This window comes from Candidatus Eremiobacterota bacterium, from assembly GCA_031082125.1.
Lineage (GTDB): Bacteria > Vulcanimicrobiota > CADAWZ01 > CADAWZ01 > Ess09-12 > Ess09-12.
In genome coordinates, this window is record JAVHLM010000001.1 from 417,398 (window position 1) to 440,679 (window position 23,282).

20 protein-coding genes are annotated in these 23,282 nt (G+C 56.2%); 18 read left to right on the forward strand and 2 right to left on the reverse strand.

Annotation, left to right across the window (positions count from 1 at the left end; translation table 11 throughout):
• Positions 1 to 115 precede the first annotated feature (115 nt).
• Together RDV48_01680 and RDV48_01685 are read left to right on the forward strand one after the other, a co-directional pair.
• Positions 116 to 937, forward strand: coding sequence for a hypothetical protein (locus RDV48_01680; protein MDQ7821484.1), 822 nt, complete (start codon positions 116 to 118; stop codon positions 935 to 937).
• Between the two features lie 151 nt (positions 938 to 1,088).
• The gene (locus RDV48_01685) at positions 1,089 to 1,556 is read left to right on the forward strand and encodes a DUF2752 domain-containing protein (GenBank protein ID MDQ7821485.1); all 468 of its coding nucleotides are present in this window, start codon (positions 1,089 to 1,091) and stop codon (positions 1,554 to 1,556) included.
• A 34-nt stretch (positions 1,557 to 1,590) separates the two neighbouring features.
• Here the strand turns inward: RDV48_01685 and RDV48_01690 are convergent, their stop codons facing one another.
• Complete coding sequence (locus RDV48_01690; GenBank protein ID MDQ7821486.1) at positions 1,591 to 3,216, reverse strand: radical SAM protein; 1,626 nt, start codon at positions 3,214 to 3,216, stop codon at positions 1,591 to 1,593.
• A 284-nt stretch (positions 3,217 to 3,500) separates the two neighbouring features.
• Here RDV48_01690 and RDV48_01695 point away from each other — a divergent pair, with 284 nt between their 5' ends.
• Positions 3,501 to 4,853, forward strand: coding sequence for a glycosyltransferase family 4 protein (locus RDV48_01695; protein MDQ7821487.1), 1,353 nt, complete (start codon positions 3,501 to 3,503; stop codon positions 4,851 to 4,853).
• The gene (locus tag RDV48_01700; GenBank protein MDQ7821488.1) at positions 4,850 to 6,313 is read left to right on the forward strand and encodes a hypothetical protein; all 1,464 of its coding nucleotides are present in this window, start codon (positions 4,850 to 4,852) and stop codon (positions 6,311 to 6,313) included. Before RDV48_01695 ends, RDV48_01700 begins: the two co-directional genes overlap by 4 nt.
• An 8-nt stretch (positions 6,314 to 6,321) precedes the next feature.
• Here RDV48_01700 and RDV48_01705 read toward each other — a convergent pair whose 3' ends face one another.
• Positions 6,322 to 7,668, reverse strand: coding sequence for a radical SAM protein (locus tag RDV48_01705; protein MDQ7821489.1), 1,347 nt, complete (start codon positions 7,666 to 7,668; stop codon positions 6,322 to 6,324).
• A gap of 153 nt (positions 7,669 to 7,821) precedes the next feature.
• On the opposite strand from RDV48_01705, the gene rfbF reads away from it, so the two are divergent.
• From rfbF to RDV48_01775, 14 genes are all read left to right on the forward strand, one after another.
• Positions 7,822 to 8,607 (forward strand): glucose-1-phosphate cytidylyltransferase, encoded by a 786-nt coding sequence (gene rfbF, locus RDV48_01710; protein MDQ7821490.1) that lies wholly within the window; start codon positions 7,822 to 7,824, stop codon positions 8,605 to 8,607.
• The gene (gene rfbG, locus RDV48_01715; GenBank protein MDQ7821491.1) at positions 8,604 to 9,683 is read left to right on the forward strand and encodes a CDP-glucose 4,6-dehydratase; all 1,080 of its coding nucleotides are present in this window, start codon (positions 8,604 to 8,606) and stop codon (positions 9,681 to 9,683) included. Before rfbF ends, rfbG begins: the two co-directional genes overlap by 4 nt.
• 23 nt (positions 9,684 to 9,706) lie before the next feature.
• A complete protein-coding gene (locus RDV48_01720; protein MDQ7821492.1) occupies positions 9,707 to 11,110 on the forward strand; it encodes a glycosyltransferase in 1,404 nt (467 codons plus the stop codon).
• 39 nt (positions 11,111 to 11,149) lie between these two features.
• A complete protein-coding gene (locus RDV48_01725; GenBank protein MDQ7821493.1) occupies positions 11,150 to 12,088 on the forward strand; it encodes an NAD(P)-dependent oxidoreductase in 939 nt (312 codons plus the stop codon).
• A 14-nt stretch (positions 12,089 to 12,102) separates the two neighbouring features.
• Complete coding sequence (locus RDV48_01730; GenBank protein MDQ7821494.1) at positions 12,103 to 12,846, forward strand: nucleotidyltransferase family protein; 744 nt, start codon at positions 12,103 to 12,105, stop codon at positions 12,844 to 12,846.
• The gene (locus RDV48_01735) at positions 12,806 to 13,387 is read left to right on the forward strand and encodes an HAD family hydrolase (protein ID MDQ7821495.1); all 582 of its coding nucleotides are present in this window, start codon (positions 12,806 to 12,808) and stop codon (positions 13,385 to 13,387) included. The genes RDV48_01730 and RDV48_01735 overlap by 41 nt, the downstream gene beginning before the upstream one ends.
• Positions 13,388 to 13,389: 2 nt before the next feature.
• A complete protein-coding gene (locus RDV48_01740; GenBank protein MDQ7821496.1) occupies positions 13,390 to 14,505 on the forward strand; it encodes a kinase in 1,116 nt (371 codons plus the stop codon).
• Positions 14,498 to 15,457 carry a GDP-L-fucose synthase gene (locus RDV48_01745; GenBank protein ID MDQ7821497.1) on the forward strand — a complete coding sequence of 320 codons (960 nt, stop codon included), beginning with the start codon at positions 14,498 to 14,500 and terminating at the stop codon, positions 15,455 to 15,457. The genes RDV48_01740 and RDV48_01745 overlap by 8 nt, the downstream gene beginning before the upstream one ends.
• Positions 15,454 to 16,668 (forward strand): DegT/DnrJ/EryC1/StrS family aminotransferase, encoded by a 1,215-nt coding sequence (locus RDV48_01750; GenBank protein ID MDQ7821498.1) that lies wholly within the window; start codon positions 15,454 to 15,456, stop codon positions 16,666 to 16,668. The genes RDV48_01745 and RDV48_01750 overlap by 4 nt, the downstream gene beginning before the upstream one ends.
• Before the next feature lie 57 nt (positions 16,669 to 16,725).
• Positions 16,726 to 18,240, forward strand: a complete 1,515-nt coding sequence (locus RDV48_01755) for a radical SAM protein (GenBank protein ID MDQ7821499.1) — start codon at positions 16,726 to 16,728, stop codon at positions 18,238 to 18,240.
• Positions 18,225 to 19,058 carry a transketolase gene (locus RDV48_01760; GenBank protein MDQ7821500.1) on the forward strand — a complete coding sequence of 278 codons (834 nt, stop codon included), beginning with the start codon at positions 18,225 to 18,227 and terminating at the stop codon, positions 19,056 to 19,058. The genes RDV48_01755 and RDV48_01760 overlap by 16 nt, the downstream gene beginning before the upstream one ends.
• Positions 19,055 to 19,996, forward strand: coding sequence for a transketolase C-terminal domain-containing protein (locus RDV48_01765; protein MDQ7821501.1), 942 nt, complete (start codon positions 19,055 to 19,057; stop codon positions 19,994 to 19,996). The genes RDV48_01760 and RDV48_01765 overlap by 4 nt, the downstream gene beginning before the upstream one ends.
• A 2-nt stretch (positions 19,997 to 19,998) precedes the next feature.
• On the forward strand, positions 19,999 to 21,732 hold the full coding sequence (locus RDV48_01770) for a hypothetical protein (GenBank protein MDQ7821502.1): 1,734 nt from the start codon (positions 19,999 to 20,001) through the stop codon (positions 21,730 to 21,732).
• A 72-nt stretch (positions 21,733 to 21,804) separates the two neighbouring features.
• Positions 21,805 to 23,244 (forward strand): hypothetical protein, encoded by a 1,440-nt coding sequence (locus tag RDV48_01775; protein MDQ7821503.1) that lies wholly within the window; start codon positions 21,805 to 21,807, stop codon positions 23,242 to 23,244.
• The last annotated feature ends 38 nt before the right edge of the window (positions 23,245 to 23,282 follow it).

Below are 23,282 nucleotides of genomic sequence, written 5' to 3' on the forward strand. Positions count from 1 at the left end.
TCAACGGGAAGGAGGTGATTCCTGGTATTTTTTTAACAAATTGTCAATATGCTGGTACCCCTGTCTGTGTTATGATTGTTCTGAAGAGTCATGGTCATGCGAAAGGATGAGTGCTATGGACGGAATCCAGAGAACTCCACAGGGCTATTCAGGGTCAGGCGTTCCCCAGTTATATACGGGAGAGAGGCCGGCACAGGAGCCCTCTTACAGAGGCCCTTCAGATGGTTTTGATCGGGGCATGGCGCTCGAGGGTGCTTCAATGCCGTATTACGGTGCTGAAACCGGCGAGGTGGCAGGGAAGTGCCCCTGCGATGAGCCGCCGCCCTCTCCCACCCTCGGGTGGGAAAGCTCCACAGGCGTTCACAACGGCACCAACTTCTCGGTCATGCACCCGCCGGGATGGAAGCTGATCACTCTTCCCAACACGGCACTTCTGGTGTCACCGGACGACAAGAACACCGTCGTGAGCTTTATGTGGTTTACCGGCCTAGGCACCATGGATCCCGGGAGCCTTACCAACAACACCATTGCCTATAACAACCTGCAGAATTACGAGGTCCTGGGCCAGACTCCCATCCAGACGGTCAACACACCCGGAGGGAGCTACCGCTTCATGGAGCAGGACGGCTCATATGATTACCGCGGCGAGAGATGCCGGCACCACCTCACCTCGATAGTCAACGACAGCGGCAACCCTTACCTGGCTTTCTGGAGCGGGAGCATGATCTGGAGCCAGGCGCCTGAGGATAAGTTTGACGACTCCAGGCAGACCCTCGATCTCATTGCCAACAGCATCAAGATTGTGCCTCCGGAGCCGGCACCGCTCCCGCCGCCAGGGCCTCCAGGAATACCTCCGGGCCCGCCGGCTCCTGAGCCGCCACCGGGCGGGGGCGGCGTGGGAATCGCTTCAAGGAGTCCCTACGGCTCGGGGTTCTAGAAATACAGGCCAGTTTGAAAATCGTCATGCGTGAAAAGGCATGGCGATTTTTTGTCATGCCCGGGTGAGGGCAGGAATGGCCTGCCGAGCTTCCCGAAAGAGAGACAGGAGAGGCATTCGGCCCTGAAGCCCCGAAGAAAGGTATTCCCCAGTGAAAACTCGAGATGAGGACGGCAGCCCCCCCAAGATCCAGGCCGCCGCCAGAGAGCCCGTAATTCCCGCCCTTATTTCATGGGGCGCTCTCGCCGTGCTCCTCCTCTCGTTTCTCATTCCCTCCGGGTTCTTCAAGCATACCCTCTGCACTTTCAAAGTCCTTACCGGCCTTCCCTGTCCTGGCTGCGGCATAAGCAGGAGCATCCTCCAGATCTCCCACGGCCACTTCATCAAGGCATTCCGCTTCAATCCCATGGGGTTTCCCGTGTACCTCTTCCTCATATTCTGCTCTTTTTACAATTTTATCCCACAGGAGATCCGGGATCGTGTGGATTCATTTCTGCTGAGGCACAAGAAAGCCTGTGCCCTGGCATCGGCGCTCTTCGTGGCCCTCCTTCTTGCCCTCTGGACGATCCGCCTTGTCATGCAGAGCTCGGGAAGCCTTATCTTTCTCGATGCCATATGAGCGGCAGGCACGGGCCTTGCTCCACCTCGATATTTCAGGGCTTCCCCTCCCTGAAGGATCTTTTTCCCGGCCGCTTTTCATGGTGAAATATATTTCTGAGGTGACGCCGGATTTTTCTCCCCGCCTCAATAAGGCCGTGGCTTGCAAAAAACAGGTAAAGGAAGCTCACAAGCTTATAGAGACTGCTTACGGCATAGAACCGGTAATTACACTTCCTGCAGTAAACCATCTTTGAAAAGTACAGGAGGCTCACCGGAACTATGGAGAGCACAATGAAATTTTTCTTCGTCACATCATAGTTCCTGTACTCATTGAGCTTTCGGCAATGGGGGCAGCGGACCGTCATATGGTCCGGGCCCACAGAGAGCGGGATCGCGTGGTAATAGTGGCTGAGAAATATCTTCTTCATCACGACATCGAGTTTCTCAAATTCCGCGTCAGAGAGTGCGGTCATATTGAATTTGTCAAAAATATGATGCTCAATATAATCAAGCCTGTCCCTGATGATTCCCCTCTGCAGGCAGTAACGGTAAAGCTCGCTGTCGGGGCAGGGCATGACATAGCCAAGCTGAATTCCTGCGAAACTATGCTCTTTCCAGAACGACATCGTCTCGTGAAAGGTCTCCCAGGTCTCGGCGGGATCACCGAAAATAAAATTCGCCTGGATGGCCATGTTTCTCTCCAGGGAAAGGTGCACTGCCCTGTCAATCTGCTCGGGCGTGATGTGTTTTTTCATGCTCTTGAGGACGAGGGGACTGTAGCTCTCGAAACCATAGGCAATGCCGGTGCAGCCCGAGGCTTTCATGGTATCCAGCAGCTCCTCGTCAAGCTTATCCACCCTGAGCTGGCATCCCCATCTCAGCTCCCAGGGTATCTCTTTTCTGAGCTCACTGAATCTTGTGCAGAACTCAAAAACTCTCTCCCTGTTCTGCGAAAACAGTTCATCAGAGATTGCCACATTGTTGATTCTGAATTTCGGGACCATTTGGCGCAGCTCGTCAAACAGAGCCCCGATTGAGCGCTGACGGTACTTATTCCCAAGCGGATGATAGCAGAAAGTGCATTGAAAAGGACAGGAGCGGGATGCTAAAAGGTGATATATCCGGGGATGGTCAGAAAAATCAAAATAATATTGATCGGAAGGCTTTGCAGCTTCAAGATGCCTTTCAAAGTCCAGAGAATCCCAGTCCGGGAAGGGGAGGCTGTCGAGATCATTTATCGGTGGTCTCCTTTTTGTCAATATGAACTGATCACCGCTGAAGAAGCCTATCCCTGCGACAGCCTGCAGATCACCGCCCTTTTCAAGTGTGGCAAGGAGCTCAAGGATCGTCTCTTCACCCTCACCAATCACTGAGTAGTCTATCTGTAAAACCCTGCTGATCAGCTCCGGCTCCGACGTAACGATCCCGCCGCCAAGAATCACCTTTGCCCCGCCTTCATGGGCCTGGGAGACGATTTCCTCTATGAGGTGGTAATTGCACGACATGCCTCCTGTTGCCACAAATTCATGCTTTTTTTCCGCAAGGACAAGAGGGAGCAACGGGGTATCCTGCTTATTGAGTATGTCCACTTGATATCCGGCCCTTTTCAGAACTGCAGAGATGATTGCTATCCCGAAGGGCTCAAGCTCATAATTGGGAACAACCATTAACAATCTCATAATGGTCAGTCCCTTTCAGGAGCCGAAAACTCTCTCACTCTCGAATGGGTCAATTATCTTCTCCTCCGCGACGTGGCTACACATCCTCGGCGCCGGCAGGCTCAATGTCTGCCCGATACCATAGGCTCTCTCCCTGCAATGACTTCTGCAAAGGTCTTCCGCATTAAGAAAAGAATTTGTAGAGACAATTGTACACAATCTCTATTCTTATGTCAAACCGGAGAAAATGAGGCCACTTGCAGCGGCCAGCGGATTTTGCTATAATTCCTTTAATGATGAAGGTAATGTTCGGAAATGTATACTCCGTAGGGCACTTTCATGGAGTCACCACTTATAACAAGCGATTCATAAAAAGCATCTGCGACAAGGTGGATCTGCACCTGCTCTGTGCCGATTCCGGCGATGAGCAGAACCCCGGCCTCCCCGGCATACGTTGGGGTGAATATAACGGCCTGCCTTCTCTCTTTGCCCAGAGGGACGAGCGATACGTGACGAGGTTCAGCGTTCCAGGCGAAACCAGGGAGTTTGACCGCTTCGTGGAGGAACTCGCCGCCCATATCCGCGAGCGAGACATAGCACTGATCCACCTCGCTGACTGGGAGGATTCCATCGGCATCGCATCATTTGCAGCAGCGGGAAAAGCGGGAATTCCCTGGATCCTCTCGCCTGTTGACTACAGGCTCATCTGCGGGCAGGTACATCTTTTCGAGAAGGGGATAAGGCCGTGCACCGGCCCGGACAGCAGCTTCAACAAATGTGCCCGCTGCATTGCGACAAGCAGAGTAGCCTGGGGAAACGCCTACACGAAGTCAAGAGCCCTGCTGAGGGAAATCCTCTATGCTCTGGGCCTCAGAAAGCTCCTTCACTGTTACCACCGCCCTGAATCATGGCGCAAAAGGTATGAAGCGATAAAAAGCTTTCTGCCCGACTGCTCATCCATTGTCTGCATGAGCCGGTTCCATGCACACAAGCTCCAGCAGTTCACAGGCCTCGATCCATCAAAGTTCAAGACCATATACTATGCTGCCGAGGAACCCGGGGCCCGGTACAGCCCTGATCCCGAAAGGTTCACCCCCCCTCTCCGCATAGGCTGGATGAACAGCCTGCTGAGAGAATGGGGCTTCACCTTCCTGCTCGAAGCCTGGAAACGATCAGGGGTTCCAAGCGAGAAGGCCCAGCTTGTACTCTATCTGTACCCTGGCACGGGAAGGGCAGTAAAAGTCGAGGGCTATGAGTCACTCGTGAGAGAAAAAAAGGTCGTCATCATGGAAGAGAGAGTGCTTGGCCAGGAAGATAAAGTGTTTTCCAGGCTCTCCGCATTCATCATTGCATCGCTCTGGCATGAAAATGGAACCACCTATGATCCGTTTATCAGGAAAGTTCCCTTTATCGCCCCTGACATCGGACCCCACAGGGAAATCATAGAGCACGGCATAAACGGCTTCCTCTACAGGAAAGCTGATATAAATTCCCTTGCCTCTCTTATCAGGAGCCTGGCTGATGATCCGGCCATTCTGAAAAAAGCCTCCGAGGGCTGCCTCTTTTCCAGGGAATATGGACACCATGCCTGGGGGGAGAACTACCTGGAGCTTTACACTCAGATTCTGGCGCCCCACGGCAAGAATCAAAACGGGTGAGAGACAGATTGAAAAAGCTCTATCACACTCTGACAAAAGTTGCGGGGCTGCTGGGAATAGACCCCGCGGTGGCTTATGCGGTCATCGCCAGGGGATGGGGGCTGCTGGCCGGCCCTGTCACCATTCTCCTTATCACCACGAGGTTCAGCCCGGAGCTCCAGGGGTATTACTACACCTTCAACAGCATCATAGGCTTCAATATTCTCTTCGAGCTCGGGCTCAGCAACGTGCTCATCCAGTTTGCAAGCCACGAGTGGGCCCTCCTCCGCCTGGAGAGAGATGGAACCATAACCGGCGACAGCAATGCGCTCTCGAGACTTGCAAGCCTCACCCGCCTCTCCCTTCTCTGGTACCTGGTCATGTGCTCTCTGCTTGCCGTCGGCCTCTGCGCCGCAGGCAGCATATTCTTTGCCCGGTCTTCCCAAGGCGCCATATCGTGGCAGGGCCCCTGGTTCACGCTCTGTATCCTCTCTTCACTGAGCCTTTCCGCCACTCCCCTTACCGCTATTCTCACCGGCTGCAACCATGTGAAAGAGATCAGCCTCTTCAGGGTCTACCAGGCGATTTTCTTCAACGCCGCAATCTGGATTGCAATCCTGGCAGGAGCGGAACTATGGACAGGGCCCATTGCGAGCGCCGTGATTATCCTGTGGACGGCGGCTTTTCTCACTGCACACTACAGGAAATTCTATCATCAGCTTCTCCAGCCTTTCAATGGAGAGGTGATTTCCTGGAGGGAGGAGATTCTTCCTTTCCAATGGAGGATGGCGACGAGCTGGCTCTTCGGCTTCCTGAACACTAATCTCTATATCCCTGTGCTCTTTTATTACAAGGGCGCCGTTGCCGCAGGGCAGATGGGAATCACCTGGGCCCTCATCAATGCCGTGTCCGAGGTGTCGTTCAACTGGGTCACCACCAAGATCCCGCAGTTTGGCATCTATATCGCCCAGAAAAGCTACAGCGCCCTCGACAGCCTCTATTACCGCGCGAGCAGGCTCTCCTTTTTCGTCCTTGTCGCAGGCAACCTGCTCATAGCGGGAGGAGTGTGGATACTCAACGCGCTGCATAATCCTCTCGCGGCGCGTTTCCTCCCCTTTCTTCCCACGGTTTTGTTCCTTGTTGTCTCGACAGGCAACAATATCGTGGGAAACATGGCGAATTATCTGCGGGCTCACAAGAAGGAGCCCTACCTGGTGACCTCAATCCTTGGCGGCATTGCCTCAGCGATAATCACCTTCACCCTCGGGAGCCGGTACGGGGCCCCCGGCATAGCAGCGGGGAGCCTGGTCCTCGCATGCCTATTCTTTGTTCCCAATGTCCTGATCTTTCTCCGCTGTAAAGCGGTGTGGCACAGGGACGCCCAGAGTGAAAAGCTTCCTGATCAAAGCATCGTGCCGCAGGGAGGAGCAGGCACCCATGGACAGAGCAGAGAGCCCGCTGGTGAAGAATTTCTGCCATAACAGGCTTTTCACTCTCCCGGACCTTTGGAAGATAAGTCCTCTTTCCCGCCAAAGACCCAGTCGTAGTCCTCCACTTCCACCACTTTCTCCTGATCGTTGATGAAATGCTTCGGATCATCTATCTTTTCTCCACACCTCATGGGCCTCGCTTCCCCGCCGCCGAAGATTTCGATGTAATCGCGGTAAAAGCCGTCACAGATTTCCTTGACGTCACATTCGCTGCAGCTTTCAGCATAGGAAAATTCCTGGCGGCGCCTCATAAAAGCGTTTTTCCGGTAAAGCTCCTCGATGCTCACCCAGTCTGTTTTCCCTTTGAGCTTTCTGTTCCTGAAAGCGTTCAGCTTCCGGTACACGGTAAAAATCGGCTCCTTGAGAGCGGGGAAATTGCATATGGCAGTCTTTCCCACTTCGGCGAGATGCTTCACTATCCCCCTGTGGGGAGGAGAAGAGGTCTCCTCGATCTCTATGAGCTTTGAAACATCGCCATCCTTGATCCTCTGGGGAAGCCACCATGTCCATGACCATGAGGCAAAGTCCCATTCATGAATATCATAGGAAAGCTGCTGAAAGTTATAGAACGATTTCAGGTGGCGCCCGGGAGCGATGCAGAGGGGCAGGTAGCGCACATTTACCTCTACCCCATGATCTTCAAGCAGATCCATGGCCGGCGAAAGCGCCTCTTTCACTTCACGGTAACGGGGCACATTCTCGCTTGAGCGCTTGCCCTCAATTTTCTGGTCCTCGAAAGGGTTGAAGGAGATGAAGTTGACTACCCTGGCTCCTGAATCTATGGCAATCCGTGCGATCCTGGACAGGTCCGGCAGCGCCCATTTCGAGAGGACTGTGTTAAAGCGGAAGGGCACTCCCAGTTCCCCGAGGTTTTCCAGCGCCTTCATCTGGCGTGTATGGGCCCCTGCGAGGCCCACAACGCCATCATACCCTTCTCCAAGCCCATGGACACTTATCAGAAAATCGCGGACTCCCGCGTCCATGAATTTCCTGCAGACATCCTTCTTTGCAAGCACGATGGCGTTCGTGATGAGGGTGGGAAGGAGGCCCACCGTGCTGCAATGCTCACAAAGCTCATAAATCCAGGGGTATATGGTAGGCTCGCCGCCCTGGATGTCAACAGAATTGTTATGGTAGTGGCTGACAAGAACCGAGCATATTTTTTTTGCCTTTTCAATGGCCATGAAAGGATGTTCCGGATGGCTCCTTGCCTTTACCCTGTCCACGAAATAACAGAAACGGCACCGGAGATTGCATGTCTGCCCAAGCCATATGCACCCCCGGCGGGTGATCACCTTTTTCTTTGTCTTGCGGTATTCGGGGAAGGTGCCCATCACGAGATACATTGTAATGGAATTTGCTTTCCCTGTCAACGCGAAAGAGGATTTTCGCGGCACCGGAGGAGAGCATCCTTCTTTGAAGAATATTGCCATTTATAACCACCTATGCTCAGGGAAGGAGAGCGGGCACCCCCGGGGTGAATCCTGTCAATTGAACTCATGAAAACCGTCATACTCGCCGGAGGCATGGGAAGCCGCATCAGCGAAGAATCATACCTGCGGCCCAAGCCAATGGTGGAGATCGGGGAAAAACCCATTCTGTGGCATATCCTGAAGATTTACTCCCATTTTGGATTCCGGGAGTTTGTCATCTGCCTGGGCTACAAAGGGTATGTCATCAAGGAGTATTTTGCCCATTTTTTTCTCCATTCAAGCGATGTCACCTTTGATTTCAGCAACAACAGGGAGACGATATGCTATCAAAGTCCCGCCGCGGAGCCCTGGAGAGTCACCCTCGCCGACACAGGCATTGAAACGGCAACAGGTGGCCGCATAAAGCGCGTTGCTTCCTATATCGGCAATGAGCCCTTTATGCTCACCTACGGTGACGGCGTCGCCGATATCGATATCGGCAGACTCCTGGCCTTTCACCGATCCCATGGGAAAAAAGCCACCGTTACCGCCGTGCAGCCCGGGGGGAGGTTCGGCGCCATTGAGCTGGGAGACAATGATACCGTGACAGGCTTCAAGGAAAAGCCAAAGGGGGACAGATCCTTGATAAACGGAGGCTTTTTTGTGCTTGAGCCGGAGGTTTTCGATTATATCAGCGATGACAGCACCTATTTCGAGAAAGAGCCCATTGAAAAGCTCGCTGCTGAGGGCGAGCTGAAAGCATACCTTCATAAGGGATACTGGCAGCCCATGGATACCCTGAGAGACCGGCAGGTCCTTGAGCAGCAGTGGCAGTCGGGCAGGGCGCCCTGGAAAATATGGAGCGCACCATGAATGACCATTGCTTCTGGAGAGGGAAAAAAGTCTTTCTTACGGGCCACACGGGCTTCAAGGGAGCATGGCTTGCCCTTGTCCTCACTCACCTTGGCGCCACTGTCGCCGGGTATGCCCTCCCCCCTCCCACGGAACCATCCCTTTTCGCACTCGCCGGCCTGGACAGCTGCATGGTCTCCACTATTTCCGATATCAGGAAGGGCGAAGACCTGGCCAGGGCCGTAGGTGACTTTTCCCCCGGGGTGGTCATCCATATGGCGGCACAGGCCCTCGTGAGAGAGTCATACCGCAGGGCTTTCGAGACTTACGAAGTGAACGTGATGGGCACGGTGAACCTTCTGGAGGCCGTGAGGAAATGCCCCTCCGTCAAGGCGCTCGTCATCGTGACCACCGACAAGGTCTATGAGAACAGGGAATGGTTCTGGCCTTACAGGGAAAGCGAGCCCCTGGGGGGATACGATCCTTACTCGGCAAGCAAGGCCTGTGCGGAGATCATCACCTCATCTTACAGGAACTCCTTCTTCAACCCCGAAGCCTTCAATGACCACGGCGTGGCGCTTGCCACAGTCCGCTCGGGAAACGTAATCGGCGGGGGGGATTGGGCAGCTGAAAGGCTTGTCCCCGACTGCATCAACTCCTTTCTGGCGGGAGAGCCTGTCATGATAAGGTATCCTGAGGCCACAAGGCCGTGGCAGCACGTGCTTGAGCCCCTCCTGGGGTACCTCATGCTTGCAGAAAAGCTTTACCATGAGGGATACGCATGGGGAGGGCCCTGGAATTTCGGGCCTGCCTATGATGATGCAAGGACGGTCCTCTCAATTGTTGACTATCTCTCCTCCCGGTGGGAAGGCGGGGCGCGCTACCTCGTGAAAAAAGGCGAAAAGCCCCATGAGGCGGGCTTCCTCAGGCTTGACAGCTCAAAGGCTCTCACGCTTCTCGGGTGGGCGCCCCGCTGGAACCTTGACTATGCCCTCGACATGGTTCTCTCCTGGACCCATGCCTGGAGAGAGAAAAAGGATATGCAGAAAGTATCTCTGGAACAGGTAGAAGCCTATCTCGCCCCCTTGATGCCATGAGCACCCCCAGGGCGACAATCTGCATGGTCACCGGTGATATGCGGCGATGGTTCGCGAAGAAAAGTATCTCCCTGGTGAAAAGGCACACCGATGCCTGCGAGCTCATCATAATGGACAACGGCAGAAGCCCGGATTTCAACCATGCGCGCGAGATGAACAGGGCTCTGGAAATGACCTCATCAGATTTTCTCGTGCTCATGGACGATGATGTCTTCGTCGGGGAAGGCTGGCTCGAGGGGCTCATTGCTTCGCTGGACAGCGATACGGCCGTCGTATCGCCCTCCCACATCGACAGGTACGGCGTCTTCACCCATTCGGGTATCTACCTCCTCGGTGACGGCCTGGGAACCCACGCCCACTTCACCGACACCCCTGCGGAGCCCAGAGAATGCCAGTGCCTCTGCAGCGCGCTCCTCCTCATCGATATGAGGAAAATCAGGCACCTGCGCTTCAGCCCGTCATACAGAAAATACTATCATGATCTTTGTCACAGCCTCCAGGTATGGGAGGCAGGCTTCAAGGTGCGCTGTACGCCCCATGTGGCCGTCACCCATCTTGGCGGTGCCACCATCCAGGAACTGCCTTCGAAGCTCCCGCTGCTGTGGAACACGGACAGGGAGACCTTCGTCGAGGAATGGGTCGCTTCGGGCCGCCTGGGAACTCTGGAAGAGGGGATATGGGCAGGATCGCCGTTCATAAGCCCCCTGGGCGCCGTCGTGAGAAGGATAAGAAATCTCCCCTCGCTTTATGCGAGCCAGGAAGCGCTTGAGAAGGAAGTGGATTCCCTCGCTCTCGACAAGTATTTCCCCCTCTTCAAGAGCTTCCTTGTGAGCACGCTCCGCCAGGGATGCCTCCAGGAGCACAGCCCTTTATCTCGAAGCTTCGTGGACTCTGTGCAGCGCAGGCTTATGAGCCTTGTCTCCTCCCCGGGCTGCCCCCGGGGAGGGTACCTCTCCGGCTGCCTCCCTGTGGAGCGCGAATCCCGGGGGTCTTACAGGATAGTAGAGTATAAGGGGCATTTCACGGCCTTTCCCTTCACTTTCACGGCAGGGGACATGGTGAAGGATGAGGCCCTTCTTCTTCCCGATATTGTTGAAAAAAAATCAATGGAAGACATTGACAAGGTCCTCAAGAGGGAAAAAAACGGCACCGCCGCCGCGGGCAATTCCCGGGAGTCTCTCTGGCTTCTTCTGCGGGCGGCTGCAATGGCGGCCGCGTCGCTTGCCCCTTCGCTCTGGACAGTTTTCTCTGAGCCTGTGCCCCTTTACCAGAGCCTTTCTTTCTGGGGACGCCTCAGGGGAGCCCTCTGGGTGCTTGCAGTGAAGCTCAGGAAGCTGGCGGCGAGAGGGCGTCTTCTCTTCAACTACCACCGCTGGGCGCTGGCCTTAAAACCGGAGCCCCTGCCGGAAGAGCCGGCGGCTCGATGAAACGAATATATTGAGACACTATGAGAAGGAGGGACTCCTATGAGCAAAAGTATTCTTGTCACCGGTGGCGCCGGCTACCTCGGCTCGGTGCTCTGCGAGCATCTTCTGGCTGCAGGTTTCTCCGTCAGGGTGCTGGATAGCCTCATGCACGGCCAGGGGAGCCTCTTTCACCTCTGCGCCCATAAGAACTTCGACTTTGTGCATGGTGATGCGCGCAACGAGAAGATCCTTGCCGAATGCCTCAGGCATGCCGATGTGATCATTCCCCTCGCGGCCCTCGTGGGTGCCCCCGCATGCGACAGGGATCCTTTCTTTGCCCGCAGCGTCAATTACGAGGCGATCTGCCTCATCAACAGGCTCCGCTCGCCGCAGCAGCTCGTCGTCTATCCCACGACCAACAGCGGCTACGGCACGAAAACAGGCGATACCTTCTGCACCGAGGAGACTCCCCTCGAGCCCATCTCCCTTTACGGGCAGACAAAAGTCGATGCCGAGAAGGAGCTCCTCTCGAGCAGCAACGTCATCACCCTCAGGCTTGCCACCGTGTTCGGCATGTCAGCGCGCATGAGGCTCGATCTGCTGGTGAACGATTTTGTGTACCGGGCCCTCACGGACCGTTACCTTGTCATCTTTGAAAAGGATTTCAAGCGCAACTATATCCATATCAGGGATGTGGCCGACTGCTTCATCCACTGCATCACCCATTTCGAGAAGATGGCAGGACGGCCTTACAACGCGGGGCTTGAAGAGGCCAACCTCTCAAAGGAGGAGCTGGCTCTCAGGATAAAAGAGGTGCTCCCCGGGCTTTACCTCCACTTCTCAGAAGTGGGAAGCGACCCCGACAAGAGAAACTACGTGGTGAGCAACAGGAGGCTCAGGGAGGCGGGCTTTGAGGCGAAGCGCTCCCTTGAGGATGGCATCAGGGAGCTTGTCAAGGGCTACAGGATGATGAAGGCCGGCCCTTACCGGAACGCGTGAAGAAAGGGCGTATCATGGAAGGCTTTGAGGACCTTACGGCGGTAATTCTGGCAGGGGGCCTCGGCACAAGACTCAGGTCAGTCCTTCCCGACAGGCCGAAGACCCTGGCGCCGGTGAACGGCAGGCCTTTCCTGGCCTACCTGCTTTATTTCCTCGGGCGTGCGGGGATAAGGCACGCCGTCCTCTCCACCGGCTACAAGGGGGAAGAGGTCGAGTCGGTCTTCGGAGACCATTACAGCGGAATGGAACTTGCCTATTCAAGGGAATCATCACCCCTTGGGACAGGAGGGGCACTCCGTCTCGCCCTCTCCCGCGTACGGTCGCCGCTGATGCTTGTCATTAACGGGGACTCTTTCTGCTCCTTCTCACCGCGGGAATTCCTTGAGTTCCACGGAAGGCACGGGGAGTCAACGTCAATGGTGCTCATCGAGGTCGCCGACACAAGCCGTTTCGGCTGTGTTGACGTGGACAATGAAGGAATCATTCACCGTTTCATCGAAAAGGACTCAAGCGGCGGGCCCGGTTTCATCAATGCGGGGATATATCTCATCACGGGCGGGACTGTCGCCGGCATACCGGAAGGAAAGCCCCTCTCGCTTGAGCGCGATCTCTTTCCCGCCCTGGCCGGCAGGGGGCTTTTCGGGTACCGGAGCCCCGGCCCCTTTCTGGATATAGGCACACCGGAAACTTTCAGAGAGGCTCAAGAGTTTTTCAACAATGACGAGTGGGAAAAGATCCCCCCCTTTCGTGGTGCTTGACAGGGACGGCACTCTTATCGAGGAGCGGCATTACCTTTCTGATCCGGGGCAGGTGGCGCTGCTGCCTGGTGCGGCGGAGGCTATGAGGCAGATGAAAGAGAAAGGCCTTGGCATTATCGTCGTGAGCAACCAGTCTGCCGTGGGGAGGGGCTTCATAGACGAAATGCGCCTCGGCGAGATCCATGAAAGGCTTGTGACACTGCTTGCCGGCGAGGGGGTTACCCTTGACGGGATATTTTACTGTCCCCACGTGCCGGAAGACAACTGCCGCTGCAGGAAGCCGAAGGACGGGCTCATAAGGCAGGCGGCGGAACAGCTTGGATTAGATCCTGCCAGGTCCTTCGTGATTGGCGACAAGAAATGCGATATCGACCTGGGCATTGCCGTCGGAGCAGTGCCTCTCCTGGTGAGAACAGGCTATGGCAAGAGAACGGAAGAAGAGCTCGGGAGCGCCTATCCCGGGCTTATAGTGGTCAATGACCTCATGGAGGCGTCGGAATATATGGCGAAATCAAGCATGGTACTCGAGGAGCACCGGTAATTATGATAATAAGCAGGACACCTTTTCGAATCTCCTTCTTCGGCGGCGGAACCGATTACCCGGAGTGGTACCGCCAGCACGGCGGCGCCGTCCTCGCCACGACGATAAACAAGTACTGCTATATCACCTGCCGCTACCTGCCGCCTTTCTTCGAGCACAGGATAAGGGTAGTCTATTCAAAGATCGAAGACTGCCAGACCGTGGGCGAGATAGGCCACCCCGCCGCCAGGGAGATACTCCGCTTCCTCAGCTTCGAGCGGGGCGTCGAGATCCACCATGACGGCGATCTTCCCGCAAGGAGCGGCATGGGCTCAAGCTCTTCGTTCACCGTGGGCCTCCTCAACGCCCTTTATGCCCTTAAAGGGGAGATGCTCAGCACCCACAGGCTTGCCATGGAGAGCATCCACATTGAACAGGAGGTCCTCAGGGAGAACGTGGGCTCCCAGGACCAGGTCCTTGCGGCATACGGCGGCTTCAACCATGTGACCTTCATGCAGAACGGCGAGATCAGCGTGCGGCCCATCACCGTGGGAAGCGACCGCATAAGGGAGCTGAACTCCCACCTGATGCTTTTCTATACCGGCGTAAAGCGCACCGCCTCGGAGATAGCAGGATCCTACGTGCAGGACATGGCGGCAAAAAAAAGGCAGCTCAGGCTCATGAGGGAGCTCATCGATGAAGGGCTCTCTATTCTCAACAGCAAAGGAGACATCCGCTCCTTCGGTGAGCTGATGGCTGAAGCCTGGCAGGCCAAGAGAAGCCTCAGCACCAGCGTGTCAAACCCTTACGTGGACGAAATTTACGAGGCGGCATGCCATTCTGGCGCTCTCGGGGGAAAGCTCACGGGAGCGGGAGGCGGGGGGTTCATGCTCCTCTTCGTGCCGCCAGGGTGCCAGGCCGCAGTGAGGGAAAAGCTCGGCAGGCTTATCTATGTGCCTTTCAAATTTGAATATTCGGGAAGCCAGATAATCTTCTGCGAGCACGAGGAAGACTACCGAGATATAGAGGAAGCGCGGCTCTCCCAGAATATAGAGGCCTTCAGGGAGCTTGGCTGCCCGACCCGGGAAAGCCCCCGGCACGGGACCAGGGGAAAGGGAAAGAAAGTGCCCCATGGATAGGAATTCGCGGGTTTTCGTCGCAGGCGCCGATAAGCCCCTTGGCGCCGCTATCGCGAGAGCTCTCATTGAGAGAGGGTACCGGCTTGTCCCCGGGGAAGGCGGGAGGAGAGCCGATCTCACCAGTCTCCCCGAGGTCCGCTCCCTTTTCAGGGAGGCCTCGCCGACTCATGTGGTGATGGCGGCAGGAAAATCAGGTGGTATCGGAATGAACCGGAAGCATCCGGCAGACCTGATGCTCGACAATCTGGTCATCGAGTCGAATATCATAGGCGAGGCCCACCGTGCCGGCGTGGAAAAACTCCTCTACCTTGCAAGCTCATGCTGCTACCCCCGCCTGTGCCCTCAGCCGATGAAGGAGGAATATCTTTTTACAGGCCCCCTGGAGCCCACCAATGAGGCCTATGCCATGGCCAAGCTCGCAGGGCTCATGCTCTGCCGCGCCTTCTCGTCGCAGTATGGCTCACCCTTTATCTCCGCCATTCCCACCAATTATTTCGGCCCCGGTGACGACCTCGACGAAGAGAACTCCCACGTGGTGACAGCCCTTATGGTGAGAACAGAGAGGGCCATGGAAGAAAAGGCCTCCTCCCTGGAAGTGTGGGGCACGGGGAAAGCCCGGAGGGAATTCATGTTTATTGACGACGTGGCCGACGCAGTCATTTTTCTCCTGGAGCGCTATGATTCCGCTGATCCGGTCAACATCGGGTCAGGCGAGGCTTTATCCATAGCTGATCTCGCAGAGATGATAAAGGAAATTGCGGGCTTCGGCGGTGAGATCCTCTTTGACCCCACGAAGCCCGACGGCATGCCCGTCAAGATACTTGACAGGGGAAGGCTCGATTCTCTTGGATGGAAAGGGCGTACCACCATGAGGCAGGGCCTCGGGCTGACCTATGAGTGGCTCAGAGGCCTCAGAACCGGGAATTTTCACAAGGGGAGGACAAGTGTGTGAGCACCGGGAGAAAAGTCCCTTTCGGCACCATCACCATTCCGGAAAAGTCAAAGAGGCTCATCAGGGAAATACTCGATTCGGCAAGGGTTTCGGGCGGTAAGTACGTGCGGCTCTTCGAGGAGCGCTTCGCAGCCCTCATGGGCTCCCGGGAGGCCGTGGCCGTGTCGAGCGGCACCGATGCCGACGTGCTTGCCCTGGCGGTCCTCCACGATTTCGGCGCCAAAAGAGGCGACGAGGTGATAGTCCCTGCTCTCTCATTCGTGGCAACAGGAAATGCCGTGATCCATGGAGGCTTCACGCCCGTCTTTGTTGATATAGACCCGGAAACTCTCAACATCGATCCCTCCCTCATTGAGAGGGCCGTCACGGAGAAAACCAGGGCCATCATGCCGGTGCACCTCATGGGAAAGCCGGCCGCCATGGATGCCATAGGAGAAATCGCCAAAAAGCATGATCTGCGGGTAATAGAGGACGCCGCCGAGGCAATCGGGGCACTTTACAGGGGAAAGCCCGTGGGCACTCTCTCCGATATGGGGGCCTTCAGCCTCTATCTTGCCCATATCATCTCTACAGTAGAAGGCGGAATCATCATCACCGATAACGAGGAATACGCCGGGATCCTGAGGTCCCTCAGGGCCCATGGGAGGGGATGCACATGCCGCCAGTGCTCCCTCAACACGGCGTCGGCCTTCTGCCGGAAGCGCTTCAGCGGTGATGACGGCGAGGACATAAGGTTCCGCTTCGACAGGATAGGCTACTCCTGCAAGATGAACGAGCTTGAAGCCGCAGTGGGCCTCGGCAACATGGATCTTTATGACGAGATACTGGCAAAGCGCCATGGGAATCTCCTTTATCTGATGGAGCACTTCCGGCAGTTCTGTCCATACCTGACGACTTTCCGCGAGGAGCCCCATGAAAAGATAGGCCCCATGGCCTTTCCCTTCATTGTGGGCAAAGAAGCCACCTTCACCCGCGCCAGCCTTTCTTACTTCCTTGAGACCAGAGGTGTCGAGACAAGGAGCCTCTTCGCCTCGATGCCCACGCAGTGCCCCGGATTCGCCTTCCTGGGCAGGACGCCGGGTGAGTTTCCCGGCGCGGAATACGTGGGGACACACGGGATTCACATCGGCGTTCATCAGGACCTGGAGCGCGAAGATCTTGAGTATTTTATAGAGGTGGTAAAGGAGTTTCTTGAGATACACCAGAAATGAACAGATTTCCATAGAGGCAAAAGGCGCCCCCCTGTCAAATAAAACAAGGTGCACGCCATGACAGACATAGTCTTTATAAACCCTGGCGACAGGAAATCGTTGTACCAGTCACTGGGCTCGACGCTCTCAGCCATCGAGCCTCCCATATGGACAGGGCTCTTGGCTGAATTTGCCCGCCTGAAAGGGAAAAGGGTGCTTATCATAGACGCAAATGCTGAAGGGCTTGAGCCCGGGGAGGCGGCAGACCGCGCTGCCGCTTCAGGGGCTCCCCTGGCAGTGATTGTCGCATACGGGCAGAACCCCTCGGCGTCTACCCAGGTCATGCCTTCTGCAGGCGCTTTCGCCCGGGCGCTCCGGGAAAGGGCACCAGGTGTCAGGAGCCTCATGGTGGGCGGCCATGTGGCTGCCCTGCCGGAACGGACGCTCATGGAGGAAGAGGTGGACTACATCTGCGGCGGCGAAGGCCCTCACACCATAGTTGCCCTGCAGGAAGCCCTGGAGACGCCGTCACCGGACTTCCGCAAAGTGCCCGATCTCTGGTTCCGTGAAGAGGGAAAGGCAGCTTTTACCTCGCCTTCGCCTCTCATCAGCGACCTGGACCGTGAAATGCCCTCCCTCGCCTGGGATCTCCTCCCGATGGAGCTTTACAGGGCCCATAACTGGCACTGTTTCGGCGATATTCCCCGGAAGCCCTACGCATCCCTGTATACTACCCTGGGCTGCCCCTTTCACTGCACGTACTGCTGTATCCAGGCCCCCTTCAGGAACGGGGAGCGGGCACAGGGCATGCGCCGGGGGATCAACAGCTATCGCTACTGGAGCCCCGAGGCGGTAATCGCACAGATTGACATGCTCGTAAAGCGCTATGGCGTGAAAAACATCAAGATCGCCGACGAGATGTTCGTCTTCAACAGGAAGCACGTCACGGGGCTCTGCGATCTTATCCTGGAGAGGGGCTACGATCTTAATATCTGGGCCTATGCGCGTATCGATACCATGAAGGGAATGGCCCCCCTTCTCAAGAAGGCCGGAGTGAACTGGCTCTGTTTCGGCATCGAGTCGGGAAGCGCCGCCGTCCGCGATGACGTGAAAAAGAAGCTTGACCAGGAGCAGATCATCAGGACCATTGAATATGTCCGCAGCGAGGGGATAAGCGTGATTGCCAACTATCTCTTCGGCCTCCCCGAGGACAACCTGGAGCGCATGGAGGAGACGCTGGCCCTGGCACTGGACCTTAACTGCGAGTTCGCCAACTTTTACTGCGCCATGGCATACCCCGGCTCGCAGCTCTACGAGACCGCCCGGCACGAGGGATGGCCTCTCCCCTCTGAATGGAGCGGTTACTCGCAGCATGCGAAGGGAACCCTTCCCCTCCCCACCCGTTACCTGACGGGCGCCGAGGTCCTCGCTTTCCGCGACGAGGCCTTTCACCGCTACCACACGAATCCCCGCTATCTCTCGATGATCACGGCAAAATTCGGCGCCGCCACGGCGGAGCAGATAATGGAAATGGCATCGCACAGACTTGAACGAGACCATGTGAAGGAGGAGCCTCTATGGAAGAAAAGTTGAAAGCCCTCATGGAGAAGGCAATGGACCTCAGGCGCGGCGTCCTTGAGATGTGCGTGAAGGCCAGGACGGGCCACGTCACCTCTTCATTCTCCTGCGCCGAGATCCTGGCAGCCCTCTATTATGGCGGCGTCATGCGTTACAAGGTTGATGAGCCCCGGTGGCCGGGCCGCGACAGGTTCATCCTGAGCAAGGGGCAGGCAAGCCCCATACTCTACGTGCTCCTTGCAGACCTGGGCTTCTTTCCTCATTGCAGACTGGGGCAGTTCTGCGAAGCCGAGGGCATGTTCGGCGTCCACCTCCAGCATGACGTGCCCGGCGTGGAAGTGACGACGGGATCGCTCGGCCACGGCCTGGGAATCGCCGCGGGGATGGCTTTCAAGGCAAGATATGACGGCGAGAGCCACCTCGTGTTCACCCTGCTGGGCGACGGCGAGCTTTACGAGGGCTCCATCTGGGAGGGAGCCCTCTTTGCAGCCCACCACAGGCTCAGCAACATGGTGGCGATCGTGGACAGGAACTGGCTTTGTGTCACCGACTTCACCGAGAACATCGTGAAGCTCGAGCCCCTCACGGAGAAATGGCAGGCTTTCGGCTGGGACGCCGTGAACGTTGAAGGCCACTCAATGGAGGCCCTTCTCGGGGTCCTCGAGGGCGTCCGGGAGAGAAAGTCCGAGAAGCCTCTGGCCATCATCGCCAACACCGTGAAAGGGAAAGGTGTCTCTTTCCTGGAAAGCCAGATCCTCTGGCACGGTGTGGCGCCCTCAGGCGAAGAGGCGGAAAAGGCACTGGCCGAGCTGAGAAAGGAGCTGAAGGCATGAGTCACCTTTCAATGAGAGACGCATTTTTCAACAAGCTTTACGACATAGCGAAAAGCAACAGGGATATCTTCGTGGTGAGCGCCGACATGGGAGCTCCCAGCCTCGACCGGTTCCGGAGCGACCTGGGGCCGCAGTTCATCAATGTGGGCATTGCCGAGCACAACATGGTGACCGTGGCGACGGGCCTTGCCCTTGAAGGGAAGAAGTGCTACCTTTACGCCATCATGCCCTTTGTGACATCACGCTGCTATGAAATGATCAAGGTGGACATGAGCCTCATGAACCTTCCCATCACGGCAGTGGGCGTGGGCTCGGGCTTCAGCTACGATGACTCGGGGCCTACCCACCACTCCACCGAGGACGTTTCCATCATGCGTGTGCTGCCCCATATGACAATCCTCAACTCCTCTGACAGTGTCATGGCTTCCCGATTCGCCGAGATGACTGTCACCCTCGAGGGGCCCTCTTATGTGCGGCTTGACAGGGAGGCCGTCCCTCCCCTTTATCCTCCCGGGGAGACCTTCCAGGAGGGGCACTTTGTGCACCACGAGGGACGCGATCTCCTTATCATCGCCACTGGCACCATAATCAGGAGGGCCCTGGTGGTCCGCGAGGATCTCAGGGAAAAAGGAGTGGACGCGGGAGTCATTGATCTTTACAGGCTCAAGCCCCTCAACGAGGAAGCTCTGGTGAAGCTCATAGCCGCGGTGCCTGCCGTAGTGACCCTGGAAGAGCATCTCCTTGCAGGGGGCCTGGGAAGCATTCTGGCGGAGCTGATGGCTGACAGCGGCATCCTGAAGCCTCTTGTGCGCGTGGGGATAAAAGACCGCTATTACTATGCCTACGGCGGCAGGAACAATATCCATGGGATCTGCGGAATTGACAGGGAGGCCGTCGTTGATAAGATCTGCTCCTCCCTCCCCGCAGGAAGGCATTGACCATGAGCGATAATGGGCAGAAGCTTTTAACCCTTGTGGTGACAGGGAGAAATGACACCTATTACGGCAATTTCATTTACCGTATAAGCACCTGCATTAATTTTCTCGCCTATAACCTTGCAAAGCTTGATAAACTCGACGATCTCGAGGTGATGGTCACCGACTGGGGAAGCGATGTGCCCCTCTCCAGGGCACTTACCCTCACTGCCGAGGGGGCCCGTCTTGCCCGCTTTGTCTACGTGCCCCGCGAGATAACGCGGCGCAAGAGGCCTGACGGCGATTTCTACCCTTCATGCGCCATCAATACGAGCATAAGAAGGGGACAGGGAAAATATCTGATGATCTTTGATGCCGACAGCCTCTTTCCCCTCTACTCTGTCAAGGGCGTCATCGATCTGCTCGAGGGAAGGCTCTCCCTTCCTCTTGACGTCGAAAAAGCCTTCTTCTTCTTCTCGCGCCACCAGGTCCCATGGGAGCTCGTGCAGCGCGAGCCAAGCATTGCCGAGTGGGAGCGCTACCTCGCCCTCAACATCGGCCTCCTGCCGAGAGATCAGGGGCCCTCGGGGCTTGGAGGGAGAGGAGCGGGGCAGCTCATGCACCGCTCAATCTGGCATGAATGCCGCGGCTACAATGAATCGCTCATCGGGCAGGGATGGATTGACGTGGAGTACACCCTCCGCGTGACACAGCGCTATCCCTGGATGGATCTCTCGGGGATAGGCGTGGCACTCTTCCATATGAAGCACTGGCGGGGATCCATCCAGGGACTCTGGCCCAATGCCGTGCAGAATCCCACAGTGGTGAGCCCGGCCCCTTGTGCAAACGACGAAGACTGGGGCCTCGGAGAGGAGAAGCTTGAGGCGGTCACTTTGCAGGCCGAGGCGAAAGCACATCCGGTGGCACCATTCCAGGGGATGCTCACAAAAAGCGGAAAGACGGCGAAAGAGTTCAGCGAAGAGATGAGGCACCGGGATGTGGCACGGCACGTGAGGAGATACCTCCATGCCCCTGCCCGGAGCACCGCCGAATGGGAAGTACTCTGCGCCCTCGCCTGGTTCAGCCTTTCCTATTATCCTGCCAGGTTCATCGATACCTTTGCTCGCATGGTCAACCCTGCCTGCATTGTGGGGGCAGCCAACCCGGGTGTCGAATTTTACGGCATCGATACATGGAAAGGGGTGCAATGGCCCCGCGAAGCCCTCACCCCTGAGCACGTGACGATGATCCTCGGGGAAGTGGGCTATGAAGGCTATACAAGGTTCGTGAGCGGCGATGCTGAAACGGCGCTTGAGCGCCTCAAAGGCTCATTCAGCGGCGAGTGCCTCTTTGATCTCCTGCTTCTCCGCGATAATCTTATAGAGATCGGCACCGGCTCCCTGGAGGCCCTTCTCTCCCTCCTTGCCCCCGGCGGGATGGCGGTAATATCCATGGGGAGCCGTGACAGGCTCCGCGTCCTCCTTGACGGCCTGAAGCCATTGAGGAAGGACCTTGCCCTCATCACGGGCCATTCCGGCAAGACGGCCTTTTGCCTCTCCCTGGGAGAGGAACAGAATCGCGGTGAAATCCTTAAAGTGGTCTTTGGCACGCCAAAAAAGCCCCTTGTGGCAAGACAGGTGAAAAGGGGCATCAGAACCCTTGCAAGGGGGCTCCGCAAGCCCCAGAAAGCCCTGGACTACCTGAAGCGCGCCTGCCGCTCAATTATTGCGCCTTCAGGCGAGAAGGAAAAAACACCTTGATGGAAAAGAGTATTGGAGAGCCTGTCACTAAAAAAAAGTATCCGCCACCAGAGCAAAAAACGAGGAGGACCCATGGAAGTCAAGAAAATCAAGATCTTTGCGTCGTACGACTGGAGCATGCGCATGGCATTGACGGAATTTCTCACGTTCCTCAATCCCACCATCCAGTGGAAAAAGAAGAAATATGACATCGAGCTCGGGAGGGTAATTGCAAAGCCCATAGTATGCGGGGAGTCCCTCAATGACGAGGCCGATTTCATCATCGACCGCACGGTGCACTGGAACGCCTATTTCAAGTGCTGGGCCCAGCAGGCCATCAACTCGCAGATGAACATCATCAACCACAGCAACACCTTTGGGAACCACGACAAGCACAGCACCTATGACCTCATCGCGAGGGCCATGCATCCCAAGGACCGCCTCCCTACGACGGTGCTCCTCCCTCAGTTCGGCCCCTACACCGAGGACCAGCGCAACCAGGAGAAGTGGGAATACTACCAGAGCCTCATCATAAAATATACCAAGCATGGCTTCGACGACCAGAGGAGAACGACAGACTGGGAAAAGGTAAACCATGACTTCCAGCGCATGCTCAACTTCGAGGAGAAGAACAAGATCATGCGCGAGCTCTTCTACTGCCAGGGGAACTACATCCTGGATACTGTGGAAAAGAAGTTCCACAACAAGTTCCCCCTCTACCTGAAAAAGGCCTTCGGCGGAGGCGGGAGCGATGTGTTCAAGATTAACTCCCTGGAAGAGCTTTATGAGAAATACGACGAGACCGGCGGGAAGGTCTTCCACCTCCAGGAGGGCATTGACGATTTTGACATCTTCATCCGCTGCATGTCCATAGGCCCCCAGGTGCTCCCGATGCGCTACATGCCTGACAAGCCTCTTCACGAGCATTACAGCCCGGAAAAAGTCCGCATGGACCCTGATATTTTTGACAGGATCGCGAGCTACTCCCTCTTCATCAACGGCTACCACCGGTGGACGTACAATTCATTCGAGGCCGTCGTCAAGGACGGCGTCATCTATCCCATAGACTTCGCGAACGCCTGCCCCGACTCGAACCTCACCTCGCTCCATGTCCATTTCCCCTGGGTCATCTGTGCCCTCGCGAAATGGACCACCTTCTGCGCCGTCACCGGGAAAGACATGCGCATCGACATGGAGCAGAACAAGTACCTCGATGTCCTCAACAATCCCAGGAAATCGGCGCTGGAGAAATACCAGCATGCCAGGGAGCTGAGCCGCGAGTACTTTGACATGGAGCTCTTCCAGGAGTTCTGCGACCAGAACTTCAAGAACATCGACGACAAGATGATCGAGTTTTACGACGAGCATTTTGATCCCATCATCAGGCATGCCATCGCGATGAGCGACTTCCCCAAGGACGAGAAGGAGAACTTCTACATGGAATACAGGGGGATGATGGACAACATATTCAGAAAGAATGCCAAGGAATACCTCACGTCGGTAATCTTTGCCGATGACAAGGTAAAGGCATAGCAGGGAGAATAAAAAAGAGAGGCCCGAGCCTCTCTTTT

Bases quoted from the DNA above. Each gene is read 5' to 3' on its own strand.
- RDV48_01765 (MDQ7821501.1), top strand. From the start codon at position 19,055: ATGAGTCACCTTTCAATGAGAGACGCATTTTTCAACAAGCTTTACGAC.
- RDV48_01690 (MDQ7821486.1), bottom strand. From the start codon at position 3,216: ATGAGATTGTTAATGGTTGTTCCCAATTATGAGCTTGAGCCCTTCGGG.
- RDV48_01740 (MDQ7821496.1), top strand. From the start codon at position 13,390: ATGATAATAAGCAGGACACCTTTTCGAATCTCCTTCTTCGGCGGCGGA.
- RDV48_01775 (MDQ7821503.1), top strand. From the start codon at position 21,805: ATGGAAGTCAAGAAAATCAAGATCTTTGCGTCGTACGACTGGAGCATG.
- RDV48_01695 (MDQ7821487.1), top strand. From the start codon at position 3,501: ATGTTCGGAAATGTATACTCCGTAGGGCACTTTCATGGAGTCACCACT.
- RDV48_01720 (MDQ7821492.1), top strand. From the start codon at position 9,707: ATGGTCACCGGTGATATGCGGCGATGGTTCGCGAAGAAAAGTATCTCC.
- RDV48_01735 (MDQ7821495.1), top strand. From the start codon at position 12,806: ATGACGAGTGGGAAAAGATCCCCCCCTTTCGTGGTGCTTGACAGGGAC.
- RDV48_01770 (MDQ7821502.1), top strand. From the start codon at position 19,999: ATGAGCGATAATGGGCAGAAGCTTTTAACCCTTGTGGTGACAGGGAGA.
- RDV48_01725 (MDQ7821493.1), top strand. From the start codon at position 11,150: ATGAGCAAAAGTATTCTTGTCACCGGTGGCGCCGGCTACCTCGGCTCG.
- rfbF (MDQ7821490.1), top strand. From the start codon at position 7,822: ATGAAAACCGTCATACTCGCCGGAGGCATGGGAAGCCGCATCAGCGAA.
- rfbG (MDQ7821491.1), top strand. From the start codon at position 8,604: ATGAATGACCATTGCTTCTGGAGAGGGAAAAAAGTCTTTCTTACGGGC.
- RDV48_01745 (MDQ7821497.1), top strand. From the start codon at position 14,498: ATGGATAGGAATTCGCGGGTTTTCGTCGCAGGCGCCGATAAGCCCCTT.
- RDV48_01760 (MDQ7821500.1), top strand. From the start codon at position 18,225: ATGGAAGAAAAGTTGAAAGCCCTCATGGAGAAGGCAATGGACCTCAGG.
- RDV48_01680 (MDQ7821484.1), top strand. From the start codon at position 116: ATGGACGGAATCCAGAGAACTCCACAGGGCTATTCAGGGTCAGGCGTT.
- RDV48_01755 (MDQ7821499.1), top strand. From the start codon at position 16,726: ATGACAGACATAGTCTTTATAAACCCTGGCGACAGGAAATCGTTGTAC.
- RDV48_01730 (MDQ7821494.1), top strand. From the start codon at position 12,103: ATGGAAGGCTTTGAGGACCTTACGGCGGTAATTCTGGCAGGGGGCCTC.
- RDV48_01705 (MDQ7821489.1), bottom strand. From the start codon at position 7,668: ATGTATCTCGTGATGGGCACCTTCCCCGAATACCGCAAGACAAAGAAA.